Raw genomic sequence first — 23,431 nt, forward strand, 5'->3', positions numbered from 1 at the left:
TATTCGCCCCTCGCATTTGCTCGCAGATGCGCTCAGTTGTCGTTTTTGAGGTTGCGCCGTTCATGTCCTTTACCCGTCGTCAAATCCTTACAGGCATCGCCGGTCTGGCCGTCATAGGCCTTGGCGCGGGTGGTGCTTCGCGTTACTGGATGGGGCGTCGCGAGTCTGAAGCTGGTACGGACTTTGTGCTGATCGCCGCGCCGCTGGATGTGGAACTGGTGCCTGGCCACAAGACGCCTGCCTGGGCCTTCGGCGGTTCTGCTCCGGGCACAGAGCTGCGCGTGCGCCAGGGCGAGTGGCTGCGGCTGCGCTTCATCAATCAGTTGCCGGTCGAGACGACCATTCACTGGCATGGCATTCGCTTGCCGCTGGAGATGGACGGCGTGCCGTATGTGTCGCAGTTGCCGGTCAAGCCGGGTGAATACTTCGATTACAAATTCCGTGTGCCGGACGCGGGTAGCTACTGGTATCACCCGCACGTCAGCAGCAGCGAAGAGCTGGGCCGCGGGCTGGTCGGGCCGCTGATTGTCGAAGAGCGCGAGCCGACCGGTTTTGCCCATGAGCGTACGGTCAGTCTGAAAAGCTGGCACGTGGACGAGCAGGGTGCCTTTACCGAGTTCAGTGTGCTACGTGAAGCGGCGCGTGAGGGCACGGCGGGGCGGCTTTCAACGCTGAACGGTATTTCGCAGGCGGTGATTGAGTTGCCTGCCGGGCAGATCACACGCGTGCGCTTGCTCAATCTCGACAATACCGTGACCTACCGCCTCAACCTGCCGGACGCCGAGGCGCAGATCTATGCGCTGGATGGCAATCCGGTAAAGCCTCGTCCCTTCGGTGACGAATACTGGCTGGGGCCGGGCATGCGCATCTGTCTGGCGATCAAGGCTCCGCCGGCGGGCGAGGAGATCTCGCTGCGTAACGGCCCGGTGCGCCTGGGTACGTTCCGCTCGGTCGCCAATAATGACGCGCCCGGCCAGTGGCCGCCCGAGCTGCCGGCCAATCCGGTGGCCGAGCCTGATATGGATAACGCCGAGAAGATCAATTTCAACTTCGAGTGGGTGGGCTCCATGTCGGTCAACACCGACAATGGCAAGCCGCCCAGCCTGTGGCAGATCAATGGCGAAGCGTGGGACATTACCGACAAGACCTGCGCCGATCGGCCTATCGCCAGGTTGAAGCTCGGTAAAAGCTATATCTTCGAACTGAAGAACATGACTCAGTATCAGCACCCGATTCATTTGCACGGCATGAGTTTCAAGGTGATCGCCTCCAATCGGCGCAAGATCATCCCGTACTTTACTGACACGTTCTTGCTGGGTCGTAACGAGCGGGCGCGAGTGGCGCTGGTGGCGGATAATCCTGGTGTATGGATGTTCCATTGCCACGTGATCGATCACATGGAAACCGGCCTGATGGCCGCCATCGAGGTGGCATGATGCGGCAACCGCAGATCATCGACCGCAGTAAGGATCAGCACTTCATGCGCGAGGCGCTGGCGCTCGCCGCGCAAGGCGCACTGTTGGGTGAGGTGCCTGTCGGGGCAGTGCTGGTGCAGAACGGCGAGATCATCGGTCGCGGTTACAACTGCCCGATCAGCGGCAGCGACCCGAGCGCGCATGCTGAAATGGTCGCAATTCGTGATGCCGCCAAGACGCTGGACAATTATCGCCTGCCGGGCAGCACGCTCTACGTAACGCTGGAGCCGTGCAGCATGTGCGCGGGGCTGATCGTGCACTCACGCGTGGCACGTGTGGTCTACGGGGCGCTTGAGCCCAAGGCGGGCATCGTGCAGAGCCAGGGGCAGTTTTTCAGTCAGGCTTTTCTCAATCACCGCGTGCTGTTCGAAGGCGGGGTGCTGGGCGAGGAATGCGGGACGATGTTGAGCGAGTTTTTCAGAATGCGCAGGGCAGCCAAGGACGCTGGCAAACACAGCGTTTAGAGCGCAGATTCGTCCGTGCTGCTGGAGGAGGGGACGGGAGAGGCTGGCGGGACGGGCGGTTGGGTCTTGTCGACGCCAGGAACGTGCAGATTGCCATCGGCGACCTGACTTCCTTCAAGCTGTGGCTGCGTCACCCAGGTCAGAATGTCGTAATAACGGCGAATGTTGGCCACGAAATGCACCGGCTCACCGCCTCGGGCATAGCCGTATCGTGTTTTGCTGTACCACTTCTTCTGTGCCAGACGCGGCAGCATTTTTTTCACGTCGAGCCATTTATCAGGATTCAGCCCCTCGTTCTGGGCCAATTTGCGCGCATCTTCGAGGTGACCGCTGCCAATGTTGTAGGAAGCGAGAGCTAGCCAAGTGCGATCCGGCTCTTTAATCGAGTCGTCCAGCTGATCCTTGATGTAGGCAAAATACTTTGCCCCGCCCTGAATGCTCTGGCGTGCATCCAGCCTGTTGGATACGCCCATGGCTTGCGCGGTGTTCTGAGTGAGCATCATCAGGCCGCGCACGCCGGTTTTCGAGGTCACGGTCGGCTGCCACATCGATTCCTGATAGCCGATGGCGGCCAGCAGTCTCCAGTCGACCTGTTCTTTCTTGGCCGATGTCTGGAAATGTTTCTCGTATTTGGGCAGACGTTCCTGAAGGTGCTGGGCAAAGGTGTAGGCACCCACGTAGCCGAGTACGTCGACATGGCCGTAGTAGCGGTCTTTCAGGCGTTGCAGCGTGCCGTTCTTTTCGACCTTGTCGAGGTAGGCGTTGATTTCGTTGAGCAGGCTATTGTCTTCACCCGGCGCTACGGCCCAGCGCTGTGCGCGGGCTTCGCCCAGGTCGAAGGCCACGCGCACATTGGGGAAGTAGACCTGATTCATTGCCAACTCATTGGAGTCGACCAGGGTCAGGTCGATCTGGCCTTCGTCGACCATGCGCAGGAGATCAACGACCTCGACCGCATCAGATTCTTCATATTCAATGCCGGGATTCTGCGCCTTGAGCGCCGCGAGTTGCTCGGCATGCGCACTGCCTTTGAGCACCACGATGCGCTTGCCCACCAGGTCGCCGGGATCGGTCGGCCGTGACTGGCCGTTGCGATAGACCACCTGAGGGGTGACTTCCAGATAGGAATGCGAGAAACGCGCCTGCAATTTGCGCTTTGGCGTCTCGATCAGGCCGGCGGCACCCAGTACCGGACCGCCCGGTTTGTTCATCTGGTCGAAAAGATCGTCCAGATTGTCAGCCGTTTCTATCTTCAATTCGACGCCCAGGTCCTCGGCAAAACGCTTGACCAGCTCGTATTCGAAGCCGGTTTCACCGTTGCGATCCTGGAAATAAGTCGCCGGGCTGTTGCGAGTGATCACCCGCAGTACGCCGTCCTCCTTGACTCGCTCCAGTGTGGTGGGTTTTTCCACACAGGCGCCGAGCATCAGGAAGAGTCCGGTTGCGATGAGCCATTTGGCGCAACGTGGGCGGAAATCTGGTTTGAAGAACATCGGTGCAGTATACGCAAAGCGCACCGGGCGCCATATCTCGACAGTGAAGCTTGCGTCTGATAGGCGAGTGGCTTTTATGGGCATTTCCGGAGTTTTTTTGCGTGGGGCGACATTCGGGCGCAGCGGATGCCGCCGTTTTGGGTGATCAAATGCCCGGTTTAGGCTAGAATACGCGGCCTCAAAGCACACCCCCTTCTCGAGGCTGTCCCGAAGATGTTGATCCTGCGCGGTGCTCCTGCCCTTTCTGCTTTCCGCCACAGCAAATTACTAGAACAACTGAAACAAAAAGTTTCAGCTGTCAGTGGCTTGTACGCCGAATTCGCCCACTTCGCTGACGTCAACGACGTTCTGACCAGCGAAGAACAGCAGGTTCTCGATCGCCTCCTGAAATACGGCCCCAGCGTGCCGGTTCAAGAGCCGAGCGGCCGTCTGTTTCTGGTGTTGCCGCGTTTTGGCACCATTTCACCCTGGTCGAGCAAGGCCAGCGACATCGCTCGCAATTGCGGTCTGAGCAAAATCCAGCGCCTGGAGCGCGGGATTGCCTTCTATGTAGAAGGCCAGTTCAGCGAGACCGAGGCCCAGGCAATCGCCGACAGCCTGCACGACCGCATGACGCAACTGGTATTGGGCGACCTCGAGCAGGCTGCCAACCTGTTCAGCCACGCTCAGCCCAAGCCGCTGACCGCTGTGGACATTCTGGGTGGCGGTCGCGCGGCACTCGAAAAAGCCAACGTCGAGCTGGGCCTGGCCCTCGCCGAAGATGAAATCGATTACCTGATCACCAGCTTCAATGGTCTGGGGCGCAACCCGCACGACATCGAGCTGATGATGTTTGCCCAGGCGAACTCCGAGCACTGCCGTCATAAAATTTTCAACGCCAGTTGGGACATCGACGGTCAGAGCCAGGAAAAAAGCCTGTTCGGCATGATCAAGAACACCTACCAGATGCACAACGAAGGCGTGCTGTCCGCTTACAAGGACAACGCTTCGGTGATCGTCGGTAACGTCGCCGGCCGTTTCTTCCCGGACCCTGAAACCCGTCAGTACGGCGCGGTTCAGGAGCCGGTGCACATTCTAATGAAGGTCGAGACGCACAACCACCCGACCGCCATTGCGCCGTTTCCTGGTGCAGCGACCGGTTCCGGCGGCGAGATTCGCGACGAAGGTGCAACCGGTCGCGGTGCCAAGCCCAAGGCCGGGCTGACCGGTTTCACCGTCTCCAACCTGCAGATCCCCGGTTTCGTGCAGCCTTGGGAGGTGCCGTACGGCAAGCCCGAGCGCATCGTGACGGCGCTGGACATCATGATTGAAGGCCCGCTGGGTGGCGCGGCGTTCAACAACGAGTTCGGTCGTCCTGCGCTGACCGGCTATTTCCGTACCTTCGAGCAGTCCATCAACACACACCACGGTGACGAGGTTCGTGGTTACCACAAGCCGATCATGCTCGCGGGCGGTATGGGCAACATCCGTGAAGATCACGTCCAGAAGGGCGAGATCACCGTGGGTTCCAAGCTGATCGTACTGGGTGGCCCGGCGATGCTGATCGGCCTGGGTGGCGGCGCGGCCTCCTCGATGGCAACCGGCACCAGCTCCGCAGACCTGGATTTCGCTTCGGTTCAGCGTGAAAACCCCGAGATGGAGCGTCGTTGCCAGGAAGTCATCGACCGCTGCTGGCAGTTGGGCGACCGTAACCCGATCAGCTTCATCCACGACGTCGGTGCCGGTGGTCTGTCCAACGCCTTCCCTGAACTGGTCAACGATGGCGATCGCGGCGGACGTTTCGAACTGCGTAACGTACCGAATGACGAGCCGGGCATGGCCCCGCTGGAAATCTGGAGCAACGAATCCCAGGAGCGTTACGTGCTGGCCGTTGGCGTCGAGGATTTCGAGCGCTTCAAGGCTATCTGCGAGCGCGAGCGCTGCCCGTTTGCGGTTGTCGGCGAAGCCACGGCAGAGCCGCAACTGACCGTTACTGACAGCCATTTCGGTAACAGTCCGGTAGACATGCCGCTGGAAGTCCTGCTGGGCAAGGCGCCGCGCATGCACCGCTCGGTCGCCCGCGAAGAAGAGATCGGCGATGATTTCGATCCAAGCACGCTGGACATCGAAGAAAGTGTGCAGCGCGTATTGCGCCACCCGGCAGTCGCCAGCAAAAGCTTCCTGATCACCATCGGTGACCGCAGCATTACCGGTCTGGTCGCTCGCGATCAGATGGTCGGTCCATGGCAGGTGCCTGTGGCTGACTGCGCCGTCACCGCCACCAGCTTCGACGTCAACACCGGCGAAGCCATGGCAATGGGCGAGCGTACTCCGCTGGCGCTGCTGAATGCTCCGGCGTCGGGTCGTATGGCGATCGGCGAAACGCTGACCAACATCGCGGCCTCGCGTATTGAAAAGCTTTCTGACATCAAGCTGTCGGCCAACTGGATGTCGGCGGCTGGCCACCCTGGAGAAGACGCGCGTCTTTATGACACCGTGAAAGCGGTGGGCATGGAGCTGTGTCCGGAACTGGGAATCACCATTCCAGTGGGCAAGGACTCGATGTCCATGAAGACCCGCTGGAGTGACGAGGGCACCGAAAAGAGCGTGACCTCGCCGCTGTCATTGATCGTGACGGGCTTTGCGCCAGTGGTCGACATCCGTCAAACCCTGACGCCCGAGCTGCGCATGGACAAGGGCATCACCGACCTGATCCTGATCGATCTGGGTCGTGGCCAGAACCGCATGGGCGCCTCGATTCTTGCGCAGACTCACGGCAAGCTCGGCCGAGTCGCTCCGGACGTCGACGACGCTGAAGACCTCAAGGCCTTCTTCGCCGTGATTCAGGGGCTCAATTCCGACGGTCATATCCTGTCCTATCACGACCGTTCCGACGGTGGTTTGCTGGTCAGCACGCTGGAAATGGCTTTCGCCGGTCACTGCGGTCTGAACCTGCATCTGGACGGTGTGGCCGACAACGTTTCCGAACTGAGCGCGATCCTCTTCAACGAAGAGCTGGGTGCGGTCATCCAGGTGCGTCAGGACGCTACTCCACTGGTGCTGGCGCAATTCAGCGCGGCCGGTCTGGAAGACTGCGTGGCAGTGATCGGTCAGCCGATCAACAACGATGAAGTATCGATCAGCTTCCATGGCGAGCCGGTATTCAGTGGCCAGCGTCGTTTGTTGCAACGTCAGTGGGCCGAGACCAGCTATCAGATCCAGCGCCTGCGTGACAACGCCGAATGCGCGGATCAGGAATTCGATGCGCTGCTGGAAGAGGACAATCCGGGCCTGACCGTCAAGCTGGGCTTCGACGTCAACGAAGATATCGCCGCGCCGTACATCAAGACGGGTGTTCGTCCTCAGGTTGCCGTTCTGCGCGAGCAGGGTGTCAACGGTCAGGTCGAAATGGCGGCAGCCTTTGATCGTGCCGGCTTCAACGCAATCGACGTGCACATGAGCGATATCCTTGCCGGTCGTGTCGACCTGAACGACTTCAAGGGCATGGTCGCCTGCGGTGGCTTCTCTTACGGCGACGTATTGGGTGCCGGCGAAGGCTGGGCCAAGTCGGCATTGTTCAACAGCCGTGCGCGTGATGCGTTCCAGGGCTTCTTCGAGCGTTCCGACAGCTTCACGCTTGGCGTGTGCAACGGTTGCCAGATGCTGTCCAACCTGCACGAGCTGATTCCGGGCAGCGAGTTCTGGCCGCATTTCGTGCGTAACCGCTCCGAACAGTTCGAAGCGCGTGTGGCTATGGTCCAGGTTCAGGAGTCGGCGTCGATCTTCCTGCAGGGCATGGCCGGTTCGCGCATGCCAATCGCCATCGCGCATGGCGAAGGGCACGCGGAGTTCCGCAGTGACGATGCACTGCTTGAAGCTGACGTTTCCGGCACCGTGGCACTGCGCTTCGTCGACAACCACGGCAAGGTGACTGAAACCTACCCGGCCAACCCGAACGGCTCGCCACGCGGTATTGGCGGCATGACCACCCTCGACGGTCGTGTGACCATCATGATGCCGCACCCGGAGCGTGTATTCCGCGCAGTGCAGAACTCGTGGCGTCCTGAGGACTGGAACGAGGACGGTGCCTGGATGCGCATGTTCCGCAACGCGCGGGCCTGGGTTAACTAAGGCGCGTGTACAAGCTCGCCTTCTTCGTTCCGCCGAGCCATGTGGACGACGTCAAGAACGCCGTATTCGCTGCTGGTGCAGGGCGAATCGGCGCTTACGATCACTGCTCGTGGCAAGTGCTCGGCCAGGGCCAGTTCCGCCCGCTGGATGGCAGTCAGCCATTTATCGGGCAGAGCGGTGTGGTCGAGTCGGTAGAGGAGTGGAAGGTCGAGCTGGTCGTCGCTGACGAACTGATTCAGCACGTGGTGGAGGCTCTCAGGCAGAGCCATCCCTACGAAACGCCTGCTTATGAAGTATGGCGGCTGGCAGAGTTCTGAAGCTGGGCGCAGAGCGTCCGGAAATGCATCACCACGCTGGAGCGTGGGGACGATAACCATCGCTCAGAGTGTCTCGCGGGAGCGAGCTTGCTCGCGAATGCGCAACGCCGTCTATTCAGGGCCGAATTTCGATCATCGTCCCGTCTTTCACCAGATCCCATATTTCCCGCATGTCGTTGTTCTTAAGCGCGATGCAGCCGTTGGTCCAGTCCAGCGTGTGGAAATACCATTCCGGATACTCTTCATCCACCGGTGTGCCGTGGATCATGATCATGCTCCCCGGTTTTACGCCTGCGGAACGTGCGCGTGCCGAGTCCGAGATATTCGGGTAGGAAATGTGCATCGACAGGTTGTAGTTATTGCTGGGCTTGCGCCAGTCGAGCCAGTAGAAACCTTCCGGCGTGCGTTGATCGCCTTCCTGCAGCTTGGTGCCCTTGGGGTTCTTGCCCAGTGAGATTCGGTAGGTCTTCAATGCCTCGCCACCGCTGATCAGCTGCAATTGGCGCACCGACTTTAGCACCAGCACCTTGTCGATAGGCTTGCTGGCGATACTCTCGGTATTGATGACCTTGTTATTGATGATTTTCTGTTCGCTGCCCTTGGGCACGATAGTTTGAGTAAACGCGGCCTGCGAAAGCGGCATGAACGACATGCAAAAGAGTGCGAGCAACCAGCGCATTACGATTTCCCTGAAGATACTTCTTTAACAAAAGCGCCGATGTTGTGTGCGACCCTGGCTTTCAGGTGTCCAGCAACGGACGTGACGGGGGAAGGGCGCTGGTATGAACCGGGTAGGTCTGCCGACGCCTATCCGCAAAGAAGTATTCTAGGGTACGCCCGACTGTCATGAAAGCCAGGTCCGACCACGGAATGTCGGCTTCGTCGAATAACTGCACTTCCAGGCTCTCGATGCCTGCGGCGAATGCCTCATTCGCCATCTCCCCGCGATAGAACACATGCACCTGATTGATATGCGGCACATCGATCAAGGTGTACAGATGCAGTTCGCTCAGGGTGGCGCAGGCTTCTTCCATGGTTTCGCGCCGTGCAGCCTGTTCGATGGTTTCGCCGTTTTCCATGAAACCGGCCGGCAGCGTCCAGAAACCCAGGCGCGGCTCGATGGCCCTGCGGCACAGCAGGACCTTGCCGCCTAACGTCACCAGGCAGCCCGCAACGATGTTCGGGTTCTGGTAATGAACGGTGTGGCAATGCTCGCAGACATAGCGCAAACGGCTGTCGCCTTCGGGAATGCGCTGGATAACAGGGTTGCCGCACTGGCTGCAAAATTTCATGGGATCAGTCGATAGTGAACGCAGTCGCTATCTTGGCCTGTCGTGCGGCGGCTCGGCAACCCTCAGTGTGACCGGAGTTGTCCTACAAGGGCTTGGGCGCAGCGTTGCTTTGGTGCATGATGCCAGACAGGCAACAGATCGAGATTTCCCATGCTGGATGAGCTACTTCGCCGTGTAGTCAGTCATACGCCAGAAACCCTCGACTCGGATCGACAATTCCCCGAGGCGGCTGTTCTGGTGCCGATTACCCGCAGCGAGCAACCCGAGCTGATTCTGACCCTGCGCGCCAGTGGCCTGTCGACGCATGGCGGTGAAGTGGCGTTTCCGGGTGGCCGCCGCGACCCGGGCGACCCCGATCTGATTTTCACGGCGTTGCGCGAAGCCGAGGAGGAAATCGGCCTGCCTCCCGGGCTGGTCGAGGTGATCGGGCCTTTGAGTCCGCTGATTTCCAAGCACGGTATCAAGGTCACGCCTTATGTGGGGGTGATACCTGACTTCGTCGAATACCAGCCCAATGACGGCGAGATCGCTGCCGTCTTCAGCGTGCCACTGGAGTTCTTTCGTCAGGACACGCGCGAGCACACTCACCGTATCGATTACGAAGGCCGCAGCTGGTACGTGCCCAGTTACCGTTATGGCGAGTACAAGATCTGGGGGCTTACCGCGATCATGATCGTCGAGTTGGTCAACGTGCTGTACGACACCAGAATCAGCCTGCATCATCCGCCCGAACGCTCGACGATCTGAGTCGCTGGCACCTGAAGCGTCGTCGTTTATAGTTCGTCCCCATGAGTACGACCCGCCCGAGGAGGCTGCATGAAATTTCGCTTGGGAGAATCCCGTGTCCAGACCGATCCGCAGAGCTGGGTGGCTCCCAATGCGACGCTGATCGGCAATGTCAGGCTCGAGGCCGGCGCGAGTGTGTGGTTCAACGCGGTGTTGCGTGGCGACAACGAACTGATTCACATCGGTGAAAACAGTAATGTGCAGGACGGCACGGTGATGCACACCGACATGGGCTCGCCGCTGAGTATCGGCAAAGGCGTGACCATCGGCCACAACGCCATGCTGCATGGCTGCAGTGTTGACGACTACAGCCTGATCGGCATCAACGCGGTCATCCTCAACGGGGCGAAGATCGGGAAATACTGCATCATCGGCGCCAATTCTCTGATCGGAGAAAACAAGGTCATTCCTGATGGCTCGCTGGTCATGGGGACACCGGGTAAAGTGGTGCGCGAACTTACCGATGTGCAGAAGCAGATGCTGGAAGCCAGCGCAGCCCATTACGTACACAATGCCCAGCGTTACGCCCGTGACCTGGCGGTGCAGGAAGATTGATGAGCACTGATACCCCGATCGAAAAGCCGGTCCGCTCCCCCTGTGTGAGTATTTGTGCACTGGATGAGCAGGATATATGCACCGGTTGCCAGCGAACCGTCACCGAGATCACCCGCTGGAGCCGCATGAGCAACGACGAGCGGCGTGTCGTGCTCGGCCTGTGCGACGAGCGCGCCAGAGCCAGCGGTCTGATGTGGACGGTTGGCGGGGCACGCTGATGTTCTGATGGCCTTGTAGTCGCGAACAAGTTTGCTCCTACAGGTTATCCGCGAGCTTTTGTAGGCGCGAACTTGTTCGCGAAGAGGGCGGTGCAGTCGATGCATTTGCTACGTCAGGAATAACGCTTTCGTTTTCGCTTGGGCGCGGCTCTTGCCCGCGTTTGCTATCATTGCCGCTCGCTTGCACAGGCCCAAACCCTCCATGCTTTTCCTGATCGCTTACATCAGCAGTGTCGTGCTGATCAACTTCGCCTTTTCCAGTGCGCCGCACCTGGACATGATCTGGTCTGCCTGGGGCGGGCTGGTGTTCGTGTTGCGGGACATGGTGCAGATTCGCTTTGGCCATGGCGCGATCATTGCCATGCTGGTGGCGCTGGTCCTGTCCTATGTCACCAGCGACCCCACCATCGCCCTGGCCAGCGCCACGGCGTTTGCGGTTTCCGAATGCATTGACTGGCTGGTGTTCAGCATTACCAGGCGCCCGTTGCGTGATCGGTTGTGGATCAGTTCGGCACTCAGCATTCCGCTGGATACCTTTATCTTCTTCGGCATGATCGACGCCCTGACAGCGCCGGTCGTGCTCACCGCGCTGCTATCGAAGTTCGCTGGCGTGACCATTGTCTGGATGATCATGGCCTGGCGGGCGCGCAACAGTGCGTGTCCGGGCTGAGCGCCCATTTGCCGGGGCTTCGTGGTAAATTGCGCGCCTTTCTCCACAGCGGTTGCTTGCATACGGCGGGCAGCCCTCGACATCTGCTTCACGAGGACCTGAGATGACTCAAATCGGAACTCCACTGTCGCCCACCGCGACGCGCGTACTGTTCTGCGGCAGCGGCGAACTGGGCAAGGAAGTCGTGATCGAGCTGCAGCGCCTTGGCGTTGAAGTGATCGCTGTTGACCGTTACGAGAACGCGCCGGCCATGCAGGTCGCGCATCGCAGCCATGTGATCAACATGCTCGACGGCGCGGCACTGCGCGCAGTCATCGAGGCCGAGAAGCCGGATTTCATCGTTCCGGAAATCGAAGCCATCGCCACCGCGACGCTGGTTGAGCTTGAGGCCGAAGGCTTCACTGTGATCCCGACCGCACGCGCCGCGCAACTGACCATGAACCGCGAAGGCATTCGTCGTCTGGCGGCTGAAGAGCTGGAGCTGCCGACCTCGCCTTACCACTTTGCCGACACTTTCGAGGCGTACAGCAAGGCGGTCGAAGACCTCGGTTTCCCGTGCGTGGTCAAGCCGGTCATGAGTTCTTCGGGTAAGGGGCAGAGCCTGCTCAAGAGCACCGATGACGTACAGAAAGCCTGGGACTACGCGCAAGAGGGCGGTCGCGCCGGCAAGGGTCGCGTCATCGTCGAGGGTTTCATCGACTTCGATTACGAAATCACCCTGCTGACCGTGCGTCACATCGGTGGCACCACGTTCTGCGCGCCGGTTGGGCATCGTCAGGAAAAGGGCGACTATCAGGAGTCCTGGCAGCCGCAGGCTATGAGCCCTGTTGCGCTGGCAGAGTCCGAGCGTGTTGCCAAGGCGGTGACCGAGGCATTGGGTGGGCGCGGGATGTTTGGCGTTGAACTGTTCATCAAGGGCGATCAGGTGTGGTTCAGCGAAGTCTCGCCGCGCCCGCACGACACCGGTCTGGTGACGTTGATTTCTCAGGACCTGTCGCAGTTTGCCCTTCACGCACGCGCGATTCTTGGCCTGCCGATTCCGTTGATCCGCCAGTTCGGCCCTTCGGCGTCGGCAGTGATTCTGGTCGAAGGCCAATCCACGCAAACCGCTTTCGCCAACCTCGGTGCTGCGCTGGCCGAGCCCGACACCGCATTGCGTCTGTTCGGCAAGCCGGAAGTCAACGGTCAGCGGCGCATGGGTGTTGCCCTGGCGCGTGACGAGTCCATCGAAGCCGCCCGTGCCAAGGCCACTCGTGCCTCGCAGGCAGTCGACGTCAAGTTGTAAGGCTCACGCCGCAGGCGGCAAGAAACAACGCTGCGCGTATTCTTGCCGCCTGCATTCACCATGACCTCAAAGCTAGAGCTCGCTGTCCCGCGTTTCCTTCAGGCTCAACACCGCCAGCACGCTGATCAGCGCTGCTGCAGACACATACCCGCCCACCCAGCTCAGGCCACCCATCGCCACCAGTTTCTGGGCGAAGAAGGGGGCGACCGACGCCCCAACGATTCCGCCCAGGTTGTAGGCCGCCGATGCGCCGGTATAGCGAACCTGTGTCGGGAACAGCTCCGGTAATAGCGCGCCCATCGGGGCGAACGTGATGCCCATCAGAAACAATTCGATGCACAGAAACAGCGCCACAGCCCAGGTGCTGCCGTGGGTCAACAGTGGCTCCATGGTGAAACCTGACAGGATCGCCAGCACGCCACCCGCAATCAACACCGGCTTGCGTCCGAAGCGATCGCTCGCCAATGCAGCCAGCGGTGTGGCCGCCGCCATGAACAGCACCGCAAAGCACAACAGCCCCAGGAACGTTTCTCGGGTATAGCCCAGTGTGGCCACGCCGTAGCTCAACGAAAACACCGTCGAGATATAAAACAGTGCGTAGCAGACCACCATCGACGCCGCACCGAGCAGCATGGGTTTCCAGTGCTGACCGAAGGTTTCCACGATGGGCAGGCTGACCCTTTGATGGCGAGCCATGGCCTTGGCGAAGACGGGTGTCTCTTCAAGCTTCAGACGCACGTACAGTCCGACCATGACCAGTACGGCACTGAGCAGAAAGGGAATCCGCCAGCCCCACGCGCGGAATTGTTCGTCATTGAGGGTCATTGCCAGCGTCAGAAACAGGCCGTTGGCGGCGAGAAAGCCGATTGAAGGGCCCAGTTGCGGAAACATGCCGAACCAGGCGCGCTTGCCTTTCGGGGCATTCTCGGTCGCCAGCAGTGCCGCGCCACCCCATTCGCCACCCAGGCCAAGCCCCTGGCCGAAGCGCAGCACGCACAACAGAATCGGCGCCCATGCCCCGATCGTCGCGTAGCCTGGCAATACGCCGATCAGTGTGGTGCAGATCCCCATCAACAGCAGCGAGGCCACCAGCGTCGACTTGCGCCCGATCCGGTCGCCGAAGTGACCGAACAGCGTCGACCCCAGAGGGCGAGCGAGAAAGGCGATGCCGAAGGTCAGAAACGAGGACAGCATCTGTGCCGTGCCCGATGTCTGCGGAAAAAAGACCGGACCGATCACCAGAGCGGCGGCGGTGGCATAAACGTAAAAGTCGTAGAACTCGATGGCCGTGCCGATGAAGCTGGCCGTGGCGACGCGGGTCGTCGAATTCACCGGCTTTGCGGGCGCGTCGTGATCTTCACGAGAGAGCGGGGTGCTGGTCATGCGGATTCCCTGACAGTCGACTCGCCGGTCGGCAAGGACCGTGTCCGGCAAGCATGCATTTATTGTGATTGTGGGTGCAGCGTCGAGCAGAGTAACCCGAATGGGTCGAGAGGCAAGGGTGGTGCGATCTATTTGAAGGCAGACATTTATTTGAACGTGCGGACCAGCGTGTTTTGCCACATGGCGACACGCTTGACGCGGTTGTCCTCGGTCTCGAGGATTTCCAGCCGGTAAGGCCCTATCTTCAAGCAGACTGGAGCGTCCGGGATGGTTTCCAGTGCTTCGGTAACCAGCCCGTTGACGGTTTTCGGACCGTCTGAAGGCAGGTGCCAGCCAAGGCTCTTGTTCAAGTCGCGAATGGACGCTGCGCCTTCGACTTCAAGACGCCCGTCGTCCTGTTGTTTGACGTGCGGATTATCCAGTCGCTGCTCGCTTTCGAACTCGCCGACAATCTCTTCGAGAATATCCTCAAGGGTGACGATGCCCAGCACTTCGCCGTATTCATCGACCACCACGCCGAGACGCCGTTGCTGTTTGTGGAAATTCAGCAACTGCAACTGCAACGGTGTGCTTTCCGGCACGAAATAAGGCTCGTAGCAGACCGCCAGCAACTGCTCTTTGGTCAACGTGCCCTTGGGCAGCAGGTGGCTGATGTCACGGGTATTGATGACGCCTTGCACCTGATTGATGTCGTTGTGATAGACCGGCAGGCGCGTGTGCCGTGAAATGATCAGGCGTTCGATGATCATTTCCATGGGATCATCGAGGTTGACGCCATCCACTTCGTTGCGCGGGATCAGGATGTCATTGACCGTAATGCTGTCCAGCGCACGAATGCCTGACAGCACGCTGGCGCGCGGAGAGTATTCCTGGGCAGCATCGTTGCGCGGGGTATTTTGCGTGTCGTCTTCGAAAGCCTGATCCTGCTGTTGTACGGCGCGAGACAGGAAGGGACGCAGCAGTGTCTTGGCCAGAACATTGAACACGTAGGCCAGCGGCCAGACGATCTTCATCGGAATGCGCAGCACACTGTTGCCCAGCAGCAGCGTCGAGACAGGGTGGCGGTTCGCCAGGCGGCGGGGCATGTATTCGGCGAAGACCAGCAGGATGCTCACGGTAGCGAGCCAGGCCACGGTGGGACCGTTGTAGAACCAGTAACTGGCGGCGATAAGCGTGGCGATGACAGTGATCAGTACCCTGATCAGGGTATTGCCCAGAATCAGGCTGTTCAGGTTGAACGCCAGCTCGGGGAGCGGTGCCGACTTTTCCGGGCGGCTGGCGGCGCGCATCGCCTTGACTTGATGATGAGCAGCCTCGACTGCGGTCAGCAGACCGGCCCACAACAGCAGGAGGGCGAGGACACCGAGCAGCGGGCCCAGGGGCAGATTATCCATGATCAGGGCCCGTCAGATGTGCAGGATGAATTCGCGTACCAGCTTGCTGCCGAAATAGGCGAGCATCAGCAGGCAGAAGCCGCCCAGGGTCCAGCGAATGGCCTTGTGACCACGCCATCCAAGGCGGTTACGCCCCCACAGCAGCACACTGAACACGATCCAGGCCAGACAGGCCAGCAGGGTCTTGTGCACCAGATGCTGGGCAAACAGGTTTTCGACGAACAGCCAGCCGGAAATCAGCGACAGCGAGAGCAATGACCAGCCAGCCCACAGGAAACCGAACAGCAGGCTTTCCATGGTTTGCAGCGGCGGGAAGTTCTTGATCAGCCCGGAAGGGTGCTTGTGCTTGAGGCGGTAGTCCTGCAACAGCAGCAGCAGCGCCTGAAATGCAGCAATGGTAAACATCCCGTAAGCCAGCAACGACAGCAGGATATGGCTGAGGATGCCGGGCTCTTCCATGATCGGCTGCACGGTGCCGCTAGGGGCGAACTGGGCGAGCAGTACGGTGACCATGCCCAGCGGGAACAACAGTACCAGCAGGTTTTCCACCGGGATGCGCGACGTGGCGATCAGGGTCACGACGATCACCGACGCCGCGATAAGGCTGGCCGAGTTGAAAAAGTCCAGGCCAAGGCCGACCGAGTGCGTCAGTTGGGAAAACAGACCAATGGCATGTGCGATGACCGCCAGTGTACCGAGCAGGCAAAGCAGCCGCTTGTCGGGCTTGACGGCCTGGCTCAGGCGCAGGCTCTGATAGACGGTCGCAGCGGCATAAATGATGGCGGCGGCGAGGCTGGGAAGCAGGCTGGGTGGCAAAGGGGACATAGATCCTGATGGACGGGCCTGAAAAGACGCTGAGTTTGGCATAGAACCGGCAAATCACGAAAGACCACAGAAGCAGTCTGCGTGGTGTCCGTGCGACGGAGTCTTCGCTATAATCCGCGACCTGCTCAAGCCGCAGGCTCGCCGAGCGCCATTTCTGCATTACGGGCCGGGCCGCATCAACCGGGGTTCGACGAGAGCCCTAAAGGATCGCGCATGTTTGAAAATCTGACTGACCGCCTCTCGCAGACGCTGCGCCATGTTACTGGCAAGGCCAAGCTGAACGAGGACAACATCAAAGATACCTTGCGCGAAGTGCGTATGGCGTTGCTCGAAGCCGACGTCGCCTTGCCGGTGGTCAAAGACTTCGTCAATAACGTCAAGGAACGCGCCGTCGGCACCGAGGTGTCGCGCAGCCTGACCCCGGGTCAGGCGTTCGTGAAGATCGTCCAGGCCGAACTCGAAAGCCTGATGGGCGCGGCCAACGAAGACCTGGTGCTCAATGTCACGCCGCCTGCCGTCATCCTGATGGCGGGTTTGCAGGGTGCGGGCAAGACCACCACTGCCGGCAAGCTGGCGCGCTTCCTTAAAGAGCGCAAGAAGAAAACCGTGATGGTGGTGTCGGTCGACGTTTATCGTCCCGCAGCCATCAAGCAGCTCGAAACGCTGGCCAACGACATCGGCGTGACGTTCTTCGCCTCCGACATCAGCCAGAAGCCGGTGGACATCGCCCAGGCGGCCATTAAAGAAGCCAGGCTCAAGTTCATTGACGTGGTCATCGTCGACACCGCCGGTCGTTTGCACGTCGATGTCGAGATGATGGGCGAGATCCAGGCGCTGCATGCGGCGGTCAAGCCGGCCGAGACGCTGTTCGTGGTCGATGCCATGACCGGCCAGGATGCTGCCAATACCGCCAAGGCCTTCGGTGACGCATTGCCGCTGACCGGCGTGATCCTCACCAAGGTCGACGGTGATGCCCGCGGTGGTGCCGCCCTGTCGGTGCGTGCCATTACCGGCAAGCCGATCAAGTTCATCGGTATGGGCGAGAAGAGCGAGGCGCTGGAGCCGTTTCACCCGGACCGCATCGCGTCACGCATCCTCGGCATGGGCGATGTGCTCAGCCTTATCGAGCAGGCCGAACAGACCCTCGATAAGGACAAGGCCGACAAGCTGGCGAAAAAGCTCAAGAAGGGCAAGGGCTTCGATCTCGAAGACTTCCGCGACCAGCTGCAGCAGATGAAGAACATGGGTGGCCTTGGCGGCCTGATGGACAAATTGCCGAGCATCGGCGGCGTCAACCTGTCGCAGATGGGCAACGCCCAGGGCGCAGCTGAAAAACAGTTCAAGCAGATGGAAGCCATCATCAACTCGATGACCCCTGCCGAGCGTCGTGATCCGGATCTGGTCAGTGGCTCGCGCAAGCGCCGCATTGCGATGGGTTCGGGCACTCAGGTTCAGGACATCGGGCGTCTGATCAAGCAGCACAAGCAGATGCAGAAGATGATGAAGAAATTCTCCGCCAAGGGCGGGATGGCCAAAATGATGCGCGGCATGGGTGGAATGTTCCCCGGCGGCGGCATGCCAAAAATGTAATTGCGTCGCGTGCAAGAGGCTTTGCACGCGTCCCATCTGGGGGGTGACCCCCAGTCAGCCCGCGTCATGCGGGCTTTTGCCGGCTGTCATACCGACAGCTCCCTCGCAAATCTGGAAGGCATGCCGATAGGCGCCGGAAAAAGACATTTGCAAAAGTCGGGATATTCCTTAGAATATGCGGCCTTTCGGGCACCTATGCCCGCTGTGCATCTTAGATTTGCAGCACCGACTACAGGAACGATGTTCAATGCTAACCATCCGTCTTGCCCTTGGCGGCTCCAAAAAGCGCCCGTTTTACCACCTGACCGTAACCGACAGCCGCAACGCTCGTGACGGTTCCCACAAGGAACAGGTTGGTTTCTTCAACCCTGTTGCCCGTGGTCAGGAAATCCGTCTGTCCGTTAACGAAGAACGCGTCAACTACTGGTTGAGCGTGGGTGCACAAACTTCCGAGCGCGTTGCCCAGCTGCTCAAAGAGCACAACAAGACCAAGGCCGCGGCCTGAGTCTTATGAGCGCGACGCCTGCATCTGCCGACGATCTGATCGTCATTGGCAAGATTTACTCGGTTCATGGCGTTCGCGGCGAAGTGAAGGTTTATTCCTTTACTGATCCGATTGGAAACCTGTTGGACTACAAAACCTGGACGCTTCGGCGCGAAGGCAGCGTTGATAAACAGGTGGAGCTGGTCAGCGGACGCTTGCAAAGCAAGTTTCTGGTCACAAAGCTCAAGGGTCTCGATGATCGTGAAGAAGCACGTCTTCTGTCCGGTTACGAAATCTGCGTGCCGCGTAACCTGTTCCCTGATCTGGACGATGGCGAGTACTACTGGTACCAGCTTGAAGGCCTCAAGGTCATCGACCAACTCGGGCAATTGCTCGGGAAAATCGATCACCTGCTCGAAACCGGTTCGAACGATGTAATGGTTGTAAAGCCCTGCGCGGGTAGCCTGGATGATCGCGAACGCCTGTTGCCCTATACAGAGCAATGCGTGTTGGTAATCGATATGGCTGCTGGCGAGATGAAGGTGGATTGGGACGCGGACTTCTGAATGCCATGGCCAGCCTGCGCATAGAAGTCATCAGTCTGTTTCCCGAGATGTTTTCCGCCATCAGCGAATACGGCATTACCAGCCGTGCGGTGAAACAAGGGCTGTTGCAGCTTACTTGTTGGAATCCGCGGGATTACACCACTGATCGCCATCACACTGTGGATGATCGCCCATTTGGCGGTGGTCCGGGCATGGTGATGAAGATCAAGCCCCTTGAAGATGCTCTGGTTCAGGCCAGGCAAGCGGCAGGGGATGCGGCGAAGGTGATTTACCTGTCGCCACAAGGCCGCCAGCTGAATCAGTCTGCGGTACGCGAACTGGCGCAGGAGGAAGCGATTATCCTCATCGCCGGTCGTTATGAAGGCATTGACGAGCGTTTTATTGATGCTCATGTCGATGAAGAGTGGTCGATTGGTGACTATGTTCTTTCCGGTGGCGAGCTGCCGGCGATGGTCCTGATTGACGCGGTTACGCGGCTGCTGCCTGGAGCTTTAGGGCATGTGGACTCCGCGGAGGAAGATTCCTTCACGGACGGTCTGCTGGATTGCCCGCATTACACCCGACCTGAGGTGTATGCGGATCAGCGTGTTCCCGACGTGTTGCTAAGTGGCAATCACGCGCACATCCGGCGTTGGCGTTTACAGCAGTCCCTTGGGCGGACCTATGAACGACGCGCTGATCTTCTGGAAAGCCGCTCGCTTTCTGGAGAAGAGAAGAAGCTGCTGGCGGAATACATCCGCGAGCGGGACGATAGTTAACGTATCGATGGTCGATCCAGACGGATTACCTTAGGAGCACCAGCATGACTAACAAAATCATTCTTGCCCTCGAAGCAGAGCAGATGACCAAAGAGATCCCTACCTTTGCACCAGGCGACACCATTGTCGTCCAAGTTAAAGTGAAGGAAGGCGACCGCGCTCGTCTGCAAGCATTCGAAGGCGTTGTAATTGCCAAGCGTAACCGTGGCGTGAACAGTGCTTTCACTGTTCGTAAAATCTCCAACGGTGTTGGCGTTGAGCGTACTTTCCAGACTTACAGCCCGCAAATCGACAGCATGGCTGTGAAACGTCGCGGTGACGTTCGCAAGGCCAAACTGTACTACCTGCGTGACCTGTCCGGTAAAGCAGCGCGCATCAAGGAAAAACTGTCCTGATACAGTTTTTCGATGCATAAAAAAGGCAGCCCCAGGGCTGCCTTTTTGCTGTCTGCTGTTTGATGATTCACCCCTTGTCTACCGAAACACGCACTGAGTGAACATGGCTGCCATCGACCATCCGCTGATTGACCGGTTTCTGGACGCGCTCTGGCTCGAAAAGGGCCTGTCCGACAACACCCGGGATTCTTACCGCAGTGATCTGGCGCTGTTCAACGGCTGGCTGCAGGAGCGCAACGTTGATCTGATCAGTGCCGGGCGTGAAGTCATCCTCGATCATCTTGCCTGGCGCGTTGAAAATGCCTACAAGCCGCGCTCCACGGCGCGTTTCCTGTCTGGCGCACGTGGCTTCTACCGCTACCTGCTGCGCGAAAAGCTGATTTCCGTCGATCCCACCCTGCAAATCGACATGCCTCAGTTGGGCAAGCCGTTGCCCAAATCGCTTTCCGAAGCTGACGTCGAAGCATTACTTGCTGCTCCCGACCTGAGCGAGCCCATCGGCGAGCGTGACCGCGCCATGCTTGAGGTGCTGTATGCCTGCGGTCTGCGCGTGACCGAATTGATCAGCCTGACCCTGGAGCAGGTCAATCTGCGTCAGGGCGTGCTGCGCGTGATGGGCAAAGGCAGCAAGGAGCGACTGGTGCCCATGGGCGAAGAGTCCATCGTCTGGGTCGAGCGTTACCTGCGCGGCGCCCGCGACGAGTTGCTGGGCGGAAAGCCCAGCGACGTACTGTTCCCCAGCTCACGTGGCGATCAGATGACCCGCCAGACCTTCTGGCACCGTATCAAGCACCAGGCAACGGTTGCAGGCATTGGCAAATCCCTGTCACCGCACACCCTGCGCCATGCCTTCGCCACCCATCTGCTCAATCACGGCGCTGACTTGCGCGTGGTGCAGATGTTGCTCGGGCACAGTGATCTCTCGACAACGCAGATCTACACCCATGTGGCGCGGGCGCGGTTGCAGGAATTGCATGCCAAGCATCATCCACGCGGTTGACTCACGACGTATTTTGCGAAGCTTCTTACGTCGCTCCGAGTCGGCCCCGCGAGCCTTATGTGGTAGGCTTTGCCGGTTTCGCCTATCAAGGCTGGCACTCCTTTTTTCGACAGTTGCCAGCCTGTCCGCCGTCATAGGAGTTTTCATGCGTTTGCCACAGATTTTCGCTGCCGCGGCTTTGATGCTGGCCGGCACCTTCAGTATGTCTGCCCTGGCTGATGCAGCCCCTGATCAGGCCATCCGCAAGACGCTCGACTCGCTGGAATTGCAGCTGCCGGTCGAGAGTATCTCGCCGAGCCCGCTCAATGGCCTTTATGAAGTGAAGCTCAAGGGCGGCCGCGTCCTGTACGCCAGTGCCGACGGTCAGTTCGTGGTTCAGGGCTATCTGTTTCAGGTGCAGAACGGCAAGCCGGTCAACCTGACCGAGAAAACCGAACGTCTGGCCATTTCCAAGACCATCAACGCCATTCCTGCTTCCGAGATGGTGATCTATCCGGCAGTGGGCGAGACCAAGTCGCACATCACAGTATTCACCGACACGACTTGCCCGTATTGCCACAAGCTGCACGAAGAAGTCGGCCAGTTGAACAAGATGGGTGTCGAAGTCCGTTACCTGGCATTCCCGCGTCAGGGCCTTGGCTCTCCGGGTGACGAGCAGTTGCAGGCGGTGTGGTGTTCCAAGGATCGCAAAGGCGCGATGGACCGCATGGTCGATGGCAAGGACATCAAGGCAGCCAAATGCGACAATCCGGTCAGCAAGCAATATGAGCTAGGCCAGTCGATCGGCGTGAACGGGACGCCTGCGATTGTCCTGGCCGACGGTCAGGTAATTCCGGGTTATCAGCCTGCAGCTCAGGTTGCCAAGCTGGCAATGGGCGCCAAATAAGCCGGTGTTTTCAGGCGCGCCTTGTGCATACACGGCGCAAGTGGCCGAAGTGTCGTCAAAATTTCAGCCGCATGGCGCCATGCGGCAGTTTTTCCACAGCCGATTCAGGTTCGGCTGTTTTTCGGGGAGTTCATCAGTGAAACCGGTCAAAGTAGGCATATGTGGGCTGGGTACTGTCGGTGGCGGTACCTTCAACGTACTTAAGCGTAACGCCGAGGAGATTGCCCGCCGTGCCGGGCGTGGAATCGAAGTTGCGCAAATTGCGGTTCGTACACCAAACCCCAATTGCCAGATTACCGGTACGCCTACCACCAGCGATGTGTTTGCCATTGCGACCAACCCTGAAATCGACATCGTCGTGGAACTGATCGGCGGCTACACCGTTGCCCGCGAACTGGTACTCAAGGCCATCGAGAATGGCAAGCACGTGGTGACCGCCAACAAGGCGCTGATCGCGGTGCATGGCAACGAGATCTTTGCCAAGGCGCGTGAGAAGGGCGTGATCGTTGCTTTTGAAGCCGCTGTTGCCGGCGGTATTCCGGTCATCAAGGCCATTCGTGAAGGCCTGTCGGCGAACCGTATCAACTGGGTGGCCGGCATCATCAACGGCACCGGCAACTTCATCCTCACTGAAATGCGCGAGAAGGGCCGTACCTTTGCCGATGTTCTGGCCGAGGCTCAGGCCCTGGGTTATGCCGAAGCCGATCCGACCTTCGACGTGGAAGGTATCGACGCTGCGCACAAGCTGACCATCCTCGCCTCCATTGCCTTCGGCATTCCGCTGCAGTTCGACAAGGCCTACACCGAAGGCATCACCAAACTGACGACTGCAGACGTCAACTATGCCGAAGCGCTGGGCTATCGCATCAAGCACCTGGGCGTTGCACGCAGCACGGCTCAAGGCATCGAACTGCGTGTACACCCGACGCTGATCCCGGCCGATCGCCTGATCGCCAACGTCAACGGCGTCATGAACGCGGTGATGGTCAATGGCGATGCGTCCGGCTCGACGCTGTTCTACGGCGCGGGTGCCGGTATGGAGCCTACGGCTTCTTCCGTGGTGGCCGATCTGGTCGATGTGGTCCGTGCGATGACCTCGGATCCGGAAAACCGGGTCCCTCATCTGGCCTTCCAGCCCGATTCGTTGTCAGCCCACCCGATCCTGCCGATCGAAGCCTGCGAAAGCGCCTACTACCTGCGCATTCAGGCCAAGGATCACCCGGGCGTGCTGGCCCAGGTCGCGAGCATCCTGTCCGAGCGTGGCATCAACATCGAATCGATCATGCAGAAGGATGTCGAAGAACACGATGGCCTGGTGCCGATGATCCTGTTGACTCACCGGGTAGTGGAGCAGGGTATCAATGACGCCATTCAAGCCCTGGAAGCCCTGCAGGATGTCGTTGGCCCGGTGGTTCGTATCCGCGTCGAGCACCTTAATTAACATCAACTGCAAGCTGTCAGTTCCAGGCCGCAAGCCGATCGTTT

At 59.4% G+C, this 23,431-nt stretch carries 22 protein-coding genes and 1 pseudogene; 17 read left to right on the top strand and 6 right to left on the bottom strand.

The features are described 5' to 3' along the window. Positions 1-62 precede the first annotated feature (62 nt). Together AO388_RS02520 and tadA are read left to right on the top strand one after the other, a co-directional pair. The gene (locus tag AO388_RS02520) at positions 63-1,436 is read left to right on the top strand and encodes a multicopper oxidase family protein (protein ID WP_058416032.1); all 1,374 of its coding nucleotides are present in this window, start codon (positions 63-65) and stop codon (positions 1,434-1,436) included. Next, positions 1,436-1,939 carry a tRNA adenosine(34) deaminase TadA gene (gene tadA / locus AO388_RS02525; RefSeq protein WP_046720330.1) on the top strand — a complete coding sequence of 168 codons (504 nt, stop codon included), beginning with the start codon at positions 1,436-1,438 and terminating at the stop codon, positions 1,937-1,939. Before AO388_RS02520 ends, tadA begins: the two co-directional genes overlap by 1 nt. Here tadA and mltF read toward each other — a convergent pair. Then, positions 1,936-3,432, bottom strand: coding sequence for a membrane-bound lytic murein transglycosylase MltF (mltF, locus tag AO388_RS02530; protein ID WP_058416013.1), 1,497 nt, complete (start codon positions 3,430-3,432; stop codon positions 1,936-1,938). The genes tadA and mltF overlap by 4 nt on opposite strands. Before the next feature lie 213 nt (positions 3,433-3,645). Between mltF and purL the strand changes: the two genes are divergently transcribed. Both purL and AO388_RS02540 read left to right on the top strand, forming a co-directional pair. Further along, on the top strand, positions 3,646-7,542 hold the full coding sequence (purL, locus tag AO388_RS02535) for a phosphoribosylformylglycinamidine synthase (RefSeq protein WP_054080738.1): 3,897 nt from the start codon (positions 3,646-3,648) through the stop codon (positions 7,540-7,542). A 5-nt stretch (positions 7,543-7,547) separates the two neighbouring features. Beyond that, positions 7,548-7,859, top strand: coding sequence for a Nif3-like dinuclear metal center hexameric protein (locus tag AO388_RS02540; RefSeq protein WP_058398145.1), 312 nt, complete (start codon positions 7,548-7,550; stop codon positions 7,857-7,859). A gap of 115 nt (positions 7,860-7,974) precedes the next feature. Here AO388_RS02540 and AO388_RS02545 read toward each other — a convergent pair. Next, positions 7,975-8,397, bottom strand: a pseudogene (locus tag AO388_RS02545) (L,D-transpeptidase family protein); the annotation flags it as partial. 202 nt (positions 8,398-8,599) lie between these two features. Next, the gene (locus AO388_RS02550; RefSeq protein ID WP_010428262.1) at positions 8,600-9,151 is read right to left on the bottom strand and encodes an NUDIX hydrolase; all 552 of its coding nucleotides are present in this window, start codon (positions 9,149-9,151) and stop codon (positions 8,600-8,602) included. A gap of 150 nt (positions 9,152-9,301) precedes the next feature. On the opposite strand from AO388_RS02550, the gene AO388_RS02555 reads away from it, so the two are divergent. The 5 genes from AO388_RS02555 (at position 9,302) to purT (ending at position 12,665) form a co-directional block, all read left to right on the top strand. Further along, positions 9,302-9,898: a CoA pyrophosphatase gene (locus AO388_RS02555; protein ID WP_003365012.1), complete on the top strand. Its 597-nt coding sequence runs from the start codon at positions 9,302-9,304 to the stop codon at positions 9,896-9,898. A 69-nt stretch (positions 9,899-9,967) separates the two neighbouring features. Continuing rightward, entirely contained in the window at positions 9,968-10,492 is a 525-nt protein-coding gene (locus tag AO388_RS02560; RefSeq protein ID WP_003433434.1) for a gamma carbonic anhydrase family protein, read from the top strand. After that, positions 10,492-10,710: a DUF1289 domain-containing protein gene (locus AO388_RS02565; RefSeq protein ID WP_003365002.1), complete on the top strand. Its 219-nt coding sequence runs from the start codon at positions 10,492-10,494 to the stop codon at positions 10,708-10,710. The genes AO388_RS02560 and AO388_RS02565 overlap by 1 nt, the downstream gene beginning before the upstream one ends. A gap of 202 nt (positions 10,711-10,912) precedes the next feature. Further along, positions 10,913-11,380 (top strand): hypothetical protein, encoded by a 468-nt coding sequence (locus AO388_RS02570; RefSeq protein ID WP_003365000.1) that lies wholly within the window; start codon positions 10,913-10,915, stop codon positions 11,378-11,380. A gap of 103 nt (positions 11,381-11,483) precedes the next feature. Next, a complete protein-coding gene (gene purT, locus AO388_RS02575) occupies positions 11,484-12,665 on the top strand; it encodes a formate-dependent phosphoribosylglycinamide formyltransferase (protein ID WP_003433433.1) in 1,182 nt (393 codons plus the stop codon). A gap of 72 nt (positions 12,666-12,737) precedes the next feature. Here the strand turns inward: purT and AO388_RS02580 are convergent, their stop codons facing one another. The 3 genes from AO388_RS02580 to AO388_RS02590 form a co-directional block, all read right to left on the bottom strand. Then, positions 12,738-14,048 (bottom strand): MFS transporter, encoded by a 1,311-nt coding sequence (locus AO388_RS02580; protein ID WP_003433432.1) that lies wholly within the window; start codon positions 14,046-14,048, stop codon positions 12,738-12,740. A gap of 146 nt (positions 14,049-14,194) precedes the next feature. Next, a complete protein-coding gene (locus AO388_RS02585) occupies positions 14,195-15,442 on the bottom strand; it encodes a transporter associated domain-containing protein (protein ID WP_058416014.1) in 1,248 nt (415 codons plus the stop codon). 12 nt (positions 15,443-15,454) lie between these two features. Then, the gene (locus AO388_RS02590) at positions 15,455-16,267 is read right to left on the bottom strand and encodes a cytochrome C assembly family protein (RefSeq protein ID WP_003314223.1); all 813 of its coding nucleotides are present in this window, start codon (positions 16,265-16,267) and stop codon (positions 15,455-15,457) included. Positions 16,268-16,480: 213 nt separating this feature from the next. On the opposite strand from AO388_RS02590, the gene ffh reads away from it, so the two are divergent. The 8 genes from ffh to AO388_RS02630 all read left to right on the top strand — a co-directional run bounded on the left by ffh (position 16,481) and on the right by AO388_RS02630 (position 23,387). Continuing rightward, entirely contained in the window at positions 16,481-17,857 is a 1,377-nt protein-coding gene (ffh, locus tag AO388_RS02595) for a signal recognition particle protein (protein ID WP_004406399.1), read from the top strand. Positions 17,858-18,104: 247 nt separating this feature from the next. Then, complete coding sequence (gene rpsP / locus AO388_RS02600; protein ID WP_002552521.1) at positions 18,105-18,362, top strand: 30S ribosomal protein S16; 258 nt, start codon at positions 18,105-18,107, stop codon at positions 18,360-18,362. A 5-nt stretch (positions 18,363-18,367) separates the two neighbouring features. Then, a complete protein-coding gene (gene rimM / locus AO388_RS02605; protein ID WP_003433429.1) occupies positions 18,368-18,907 on the top strand; it encodes a ribosome maturation factor RimM in 540 nt (179 codons plus the stop codon). Positions 18,908-18,912: 5 nt separating this feature from the next. Further along, entirely contained in the window at positions 18,913-19,665 is a 753-nt protein-coding gene (gene trmD / locus AO388_RS02610) for a tRNA (guanosine(37)-N1)-methyltransferase TrmD (RefSeq protein WP_002552523.1), read from the top strand. Positions 19,666-19,709: 44 nt separating this feature from the next. After that, entirely contained in the window at positions 19,710-20,060 is a 351-nt protein-coding gene (gene rplS, locus AO388_RS02615) for a 50S ribosomal protein L19 (RefSeq protein WP_002552524.1), read from the top strand. Between the two features lie 103 nt (positions 20,061-20,163). Then, positions 20,164-21,060 carry a site-specific tyrosine recombinase XerD gene (gene xerD / locus AO388_RS02620; protein ID WP_003364989.1) on the top strand — a complete coding sequence of 299 codons (897 nt, stop codon included), beginning with the start codon at positions 20,164-20,166 and terminating at the stop codon, positions 21,058-21,060. Between the two features lie 145 nt (positions 21,061-21,205). Further along, positions 21,206-21,946 (top strand): bifunctional protein-disulfide isomerase/oxidoreductase DsbC, encoded by a 741-nt coding sequence (gene dsbC, locus AO388_RS02625; RefSeq protein ID WP_003364987.1) that lies wholly within the window; start codon positions 21,206-21,208, stop codon positions 21,944-21,946. Between the two features lie 136 nt (positions 21,947-22,082). Then, the gene (locus tag AO388_RS02630; protein WP_054080742.1) at positions 22,083-23,387 is read left to right on the top strand and encodes a homoserine dehydrogenase; all 1,305 of its coding nucleotides are present in this window, start codon (positions 22,083-22,085) and stop codon (positions 23,385-23,387) included. Positions 23,388-23,431: the final 44 nt, after the last annotated feature.

The organism is Pseudomonas sp. ICMP 10191, assembly GCF_001467335.1.
Lineage (GTDB): Bacteria > Pseudomonadota > Gammaproteobacteria > Pseudomonadales > Pseudomonadaceae > Aquipseudomonas > Aquipseudomonas cerasi.

Bases quoted from the DNA above. Each gene is read 5' to 3' on its own strand.
- ffh (WP_004406399.1), top strand. From the start codon at position 16,481: ATGTTTGAAAATCTGACTGACCGCCTCTCGCAGACGCTGCGCCATGTT.
- purL (WP_054080738.1), top strand. From the start codon at position 3,646: ATGTTGATCCTGCGCGGTGCTCCTGCCCTTTCTGCTTTCCGCCACAGC.
- AO388_RS02520 (WP_058416032.1), top strand. From the start codon at position 63: ATGTCCTTTACCCGTCGTCAAATCCTTACAGGCATCGCCGGTCTGGCC.
- tadA (WP_046720330.1), top strand. From the start codon at position 1,436: ATGCGGCAACCGCAGATCATCGACCGCAGTAAGGATCAGCACTTCATG.
- AO388_RS02585 (WP_058416014.1), bottom strand. From the start codon at position 15,442: ATGGATAATCTGCCCCTGGGCCCGCTGCTCGGTGTCCTCGCCCTCCTG.
- xerD (WP_003364989.1), top strand. From the start codon at position 20,164: ATGGCTGCCATCGACCATCCGCTGATTGACCGGTTTCTGGACGCGCTC.
- mltF (WP_058416013.1), bottom strand. From the start codon at position 3,432: ATGTTCTTCAAACCAGATTTCCGCCCACGTTGCGCCAAATGGCTCATC.
- purT (WP_003433433.1), top strand. From the start codon at position 11,484: ATGACTCAAATCGGAACTCCACTGTCGCCCACCGCGACGCGCGTACTG.
- dsbC (WP_003364987.1), top strand. From the start codon at position 21,206: ATGCGTTTGCCACAGATTTTCGCTGCCGCGGCTTTGATGCTGGCCGGC.
- AO388_RS02560 (WP_003433434.1), top strand. From the start codon at position 9,968: ATGAAATTTCGCTTGGGAGAATCCCGTGTCCAGACCGATCCGCAGAGC.
- AO388_RS02570 (WP_003365000.1), top strand. From the start codon at position 10,913: ATGCTTTTCCTGATCGCTTACATCAGCAGTGTCGTGCTGATCAACTTC.
- AO388_RS02555 (WP_003365012.1), top strand. From the start codon at position 9,302: ATGCTGGATGAGCTACTTCGCCGTGTAGTCAGTCATACGCCAGAAACC.
- AO388_RS02550 (WP_010428262.1), bottom strand. From the start codon at position 9,151: ATGAAATTTTGCAGCCAGTGCGGCAACCCTGTTATCCAGCGCATTCCC.
- rimM (WP_003433429.1), top strand. From the start codon at position 18,368: ATGAGCGCGACGCCTGCATCTGCCGACGATCTGATCGTCATTGGCAAG.
- AO388_RS02590 (WP_003314223.1), bottom strand. From the start codon at position 16,267: ATGTCCCCTTTGCCACCCAGCCTGCTTCCCAGCCTCGCCGCCGCCATC.
- trmD (WP_002552523.1), top strand. From the start codon at position 18,913: ATGGCCAGCCTGCGCATAGAAGTCATCAGTCTGTTTCCCGAGATGTTT.
- rpsP (WP_002552521.1), top strand. From the start codon at position 18,105: ATGCTAACCATCCGTCTTGCCCTTGGCGGCTCCAAAAAGCGCCCGTTT.
- rplS (WP_002552524.1), top strand. From the start codon at position 19,710: ATGACTAACAAAATCATTCTTGCCCTCGAAGCAGAGCAGATGACCAAA.
- AO388_RS02565 (WP_003365002.1), top strand. From the start codon at position 10,492: ATGAGCACTGATACCCCGATCGAAAAGCCGGTCCGCTCCCCCTGTGTG.
- AO388_RS02580 (WP_003433432.1), bottom strand. From the start codon at position 14,048: ATGACCAGCACCCCGCTCTCTCGTGAAGATCACGACGCGCCCGCAAAG.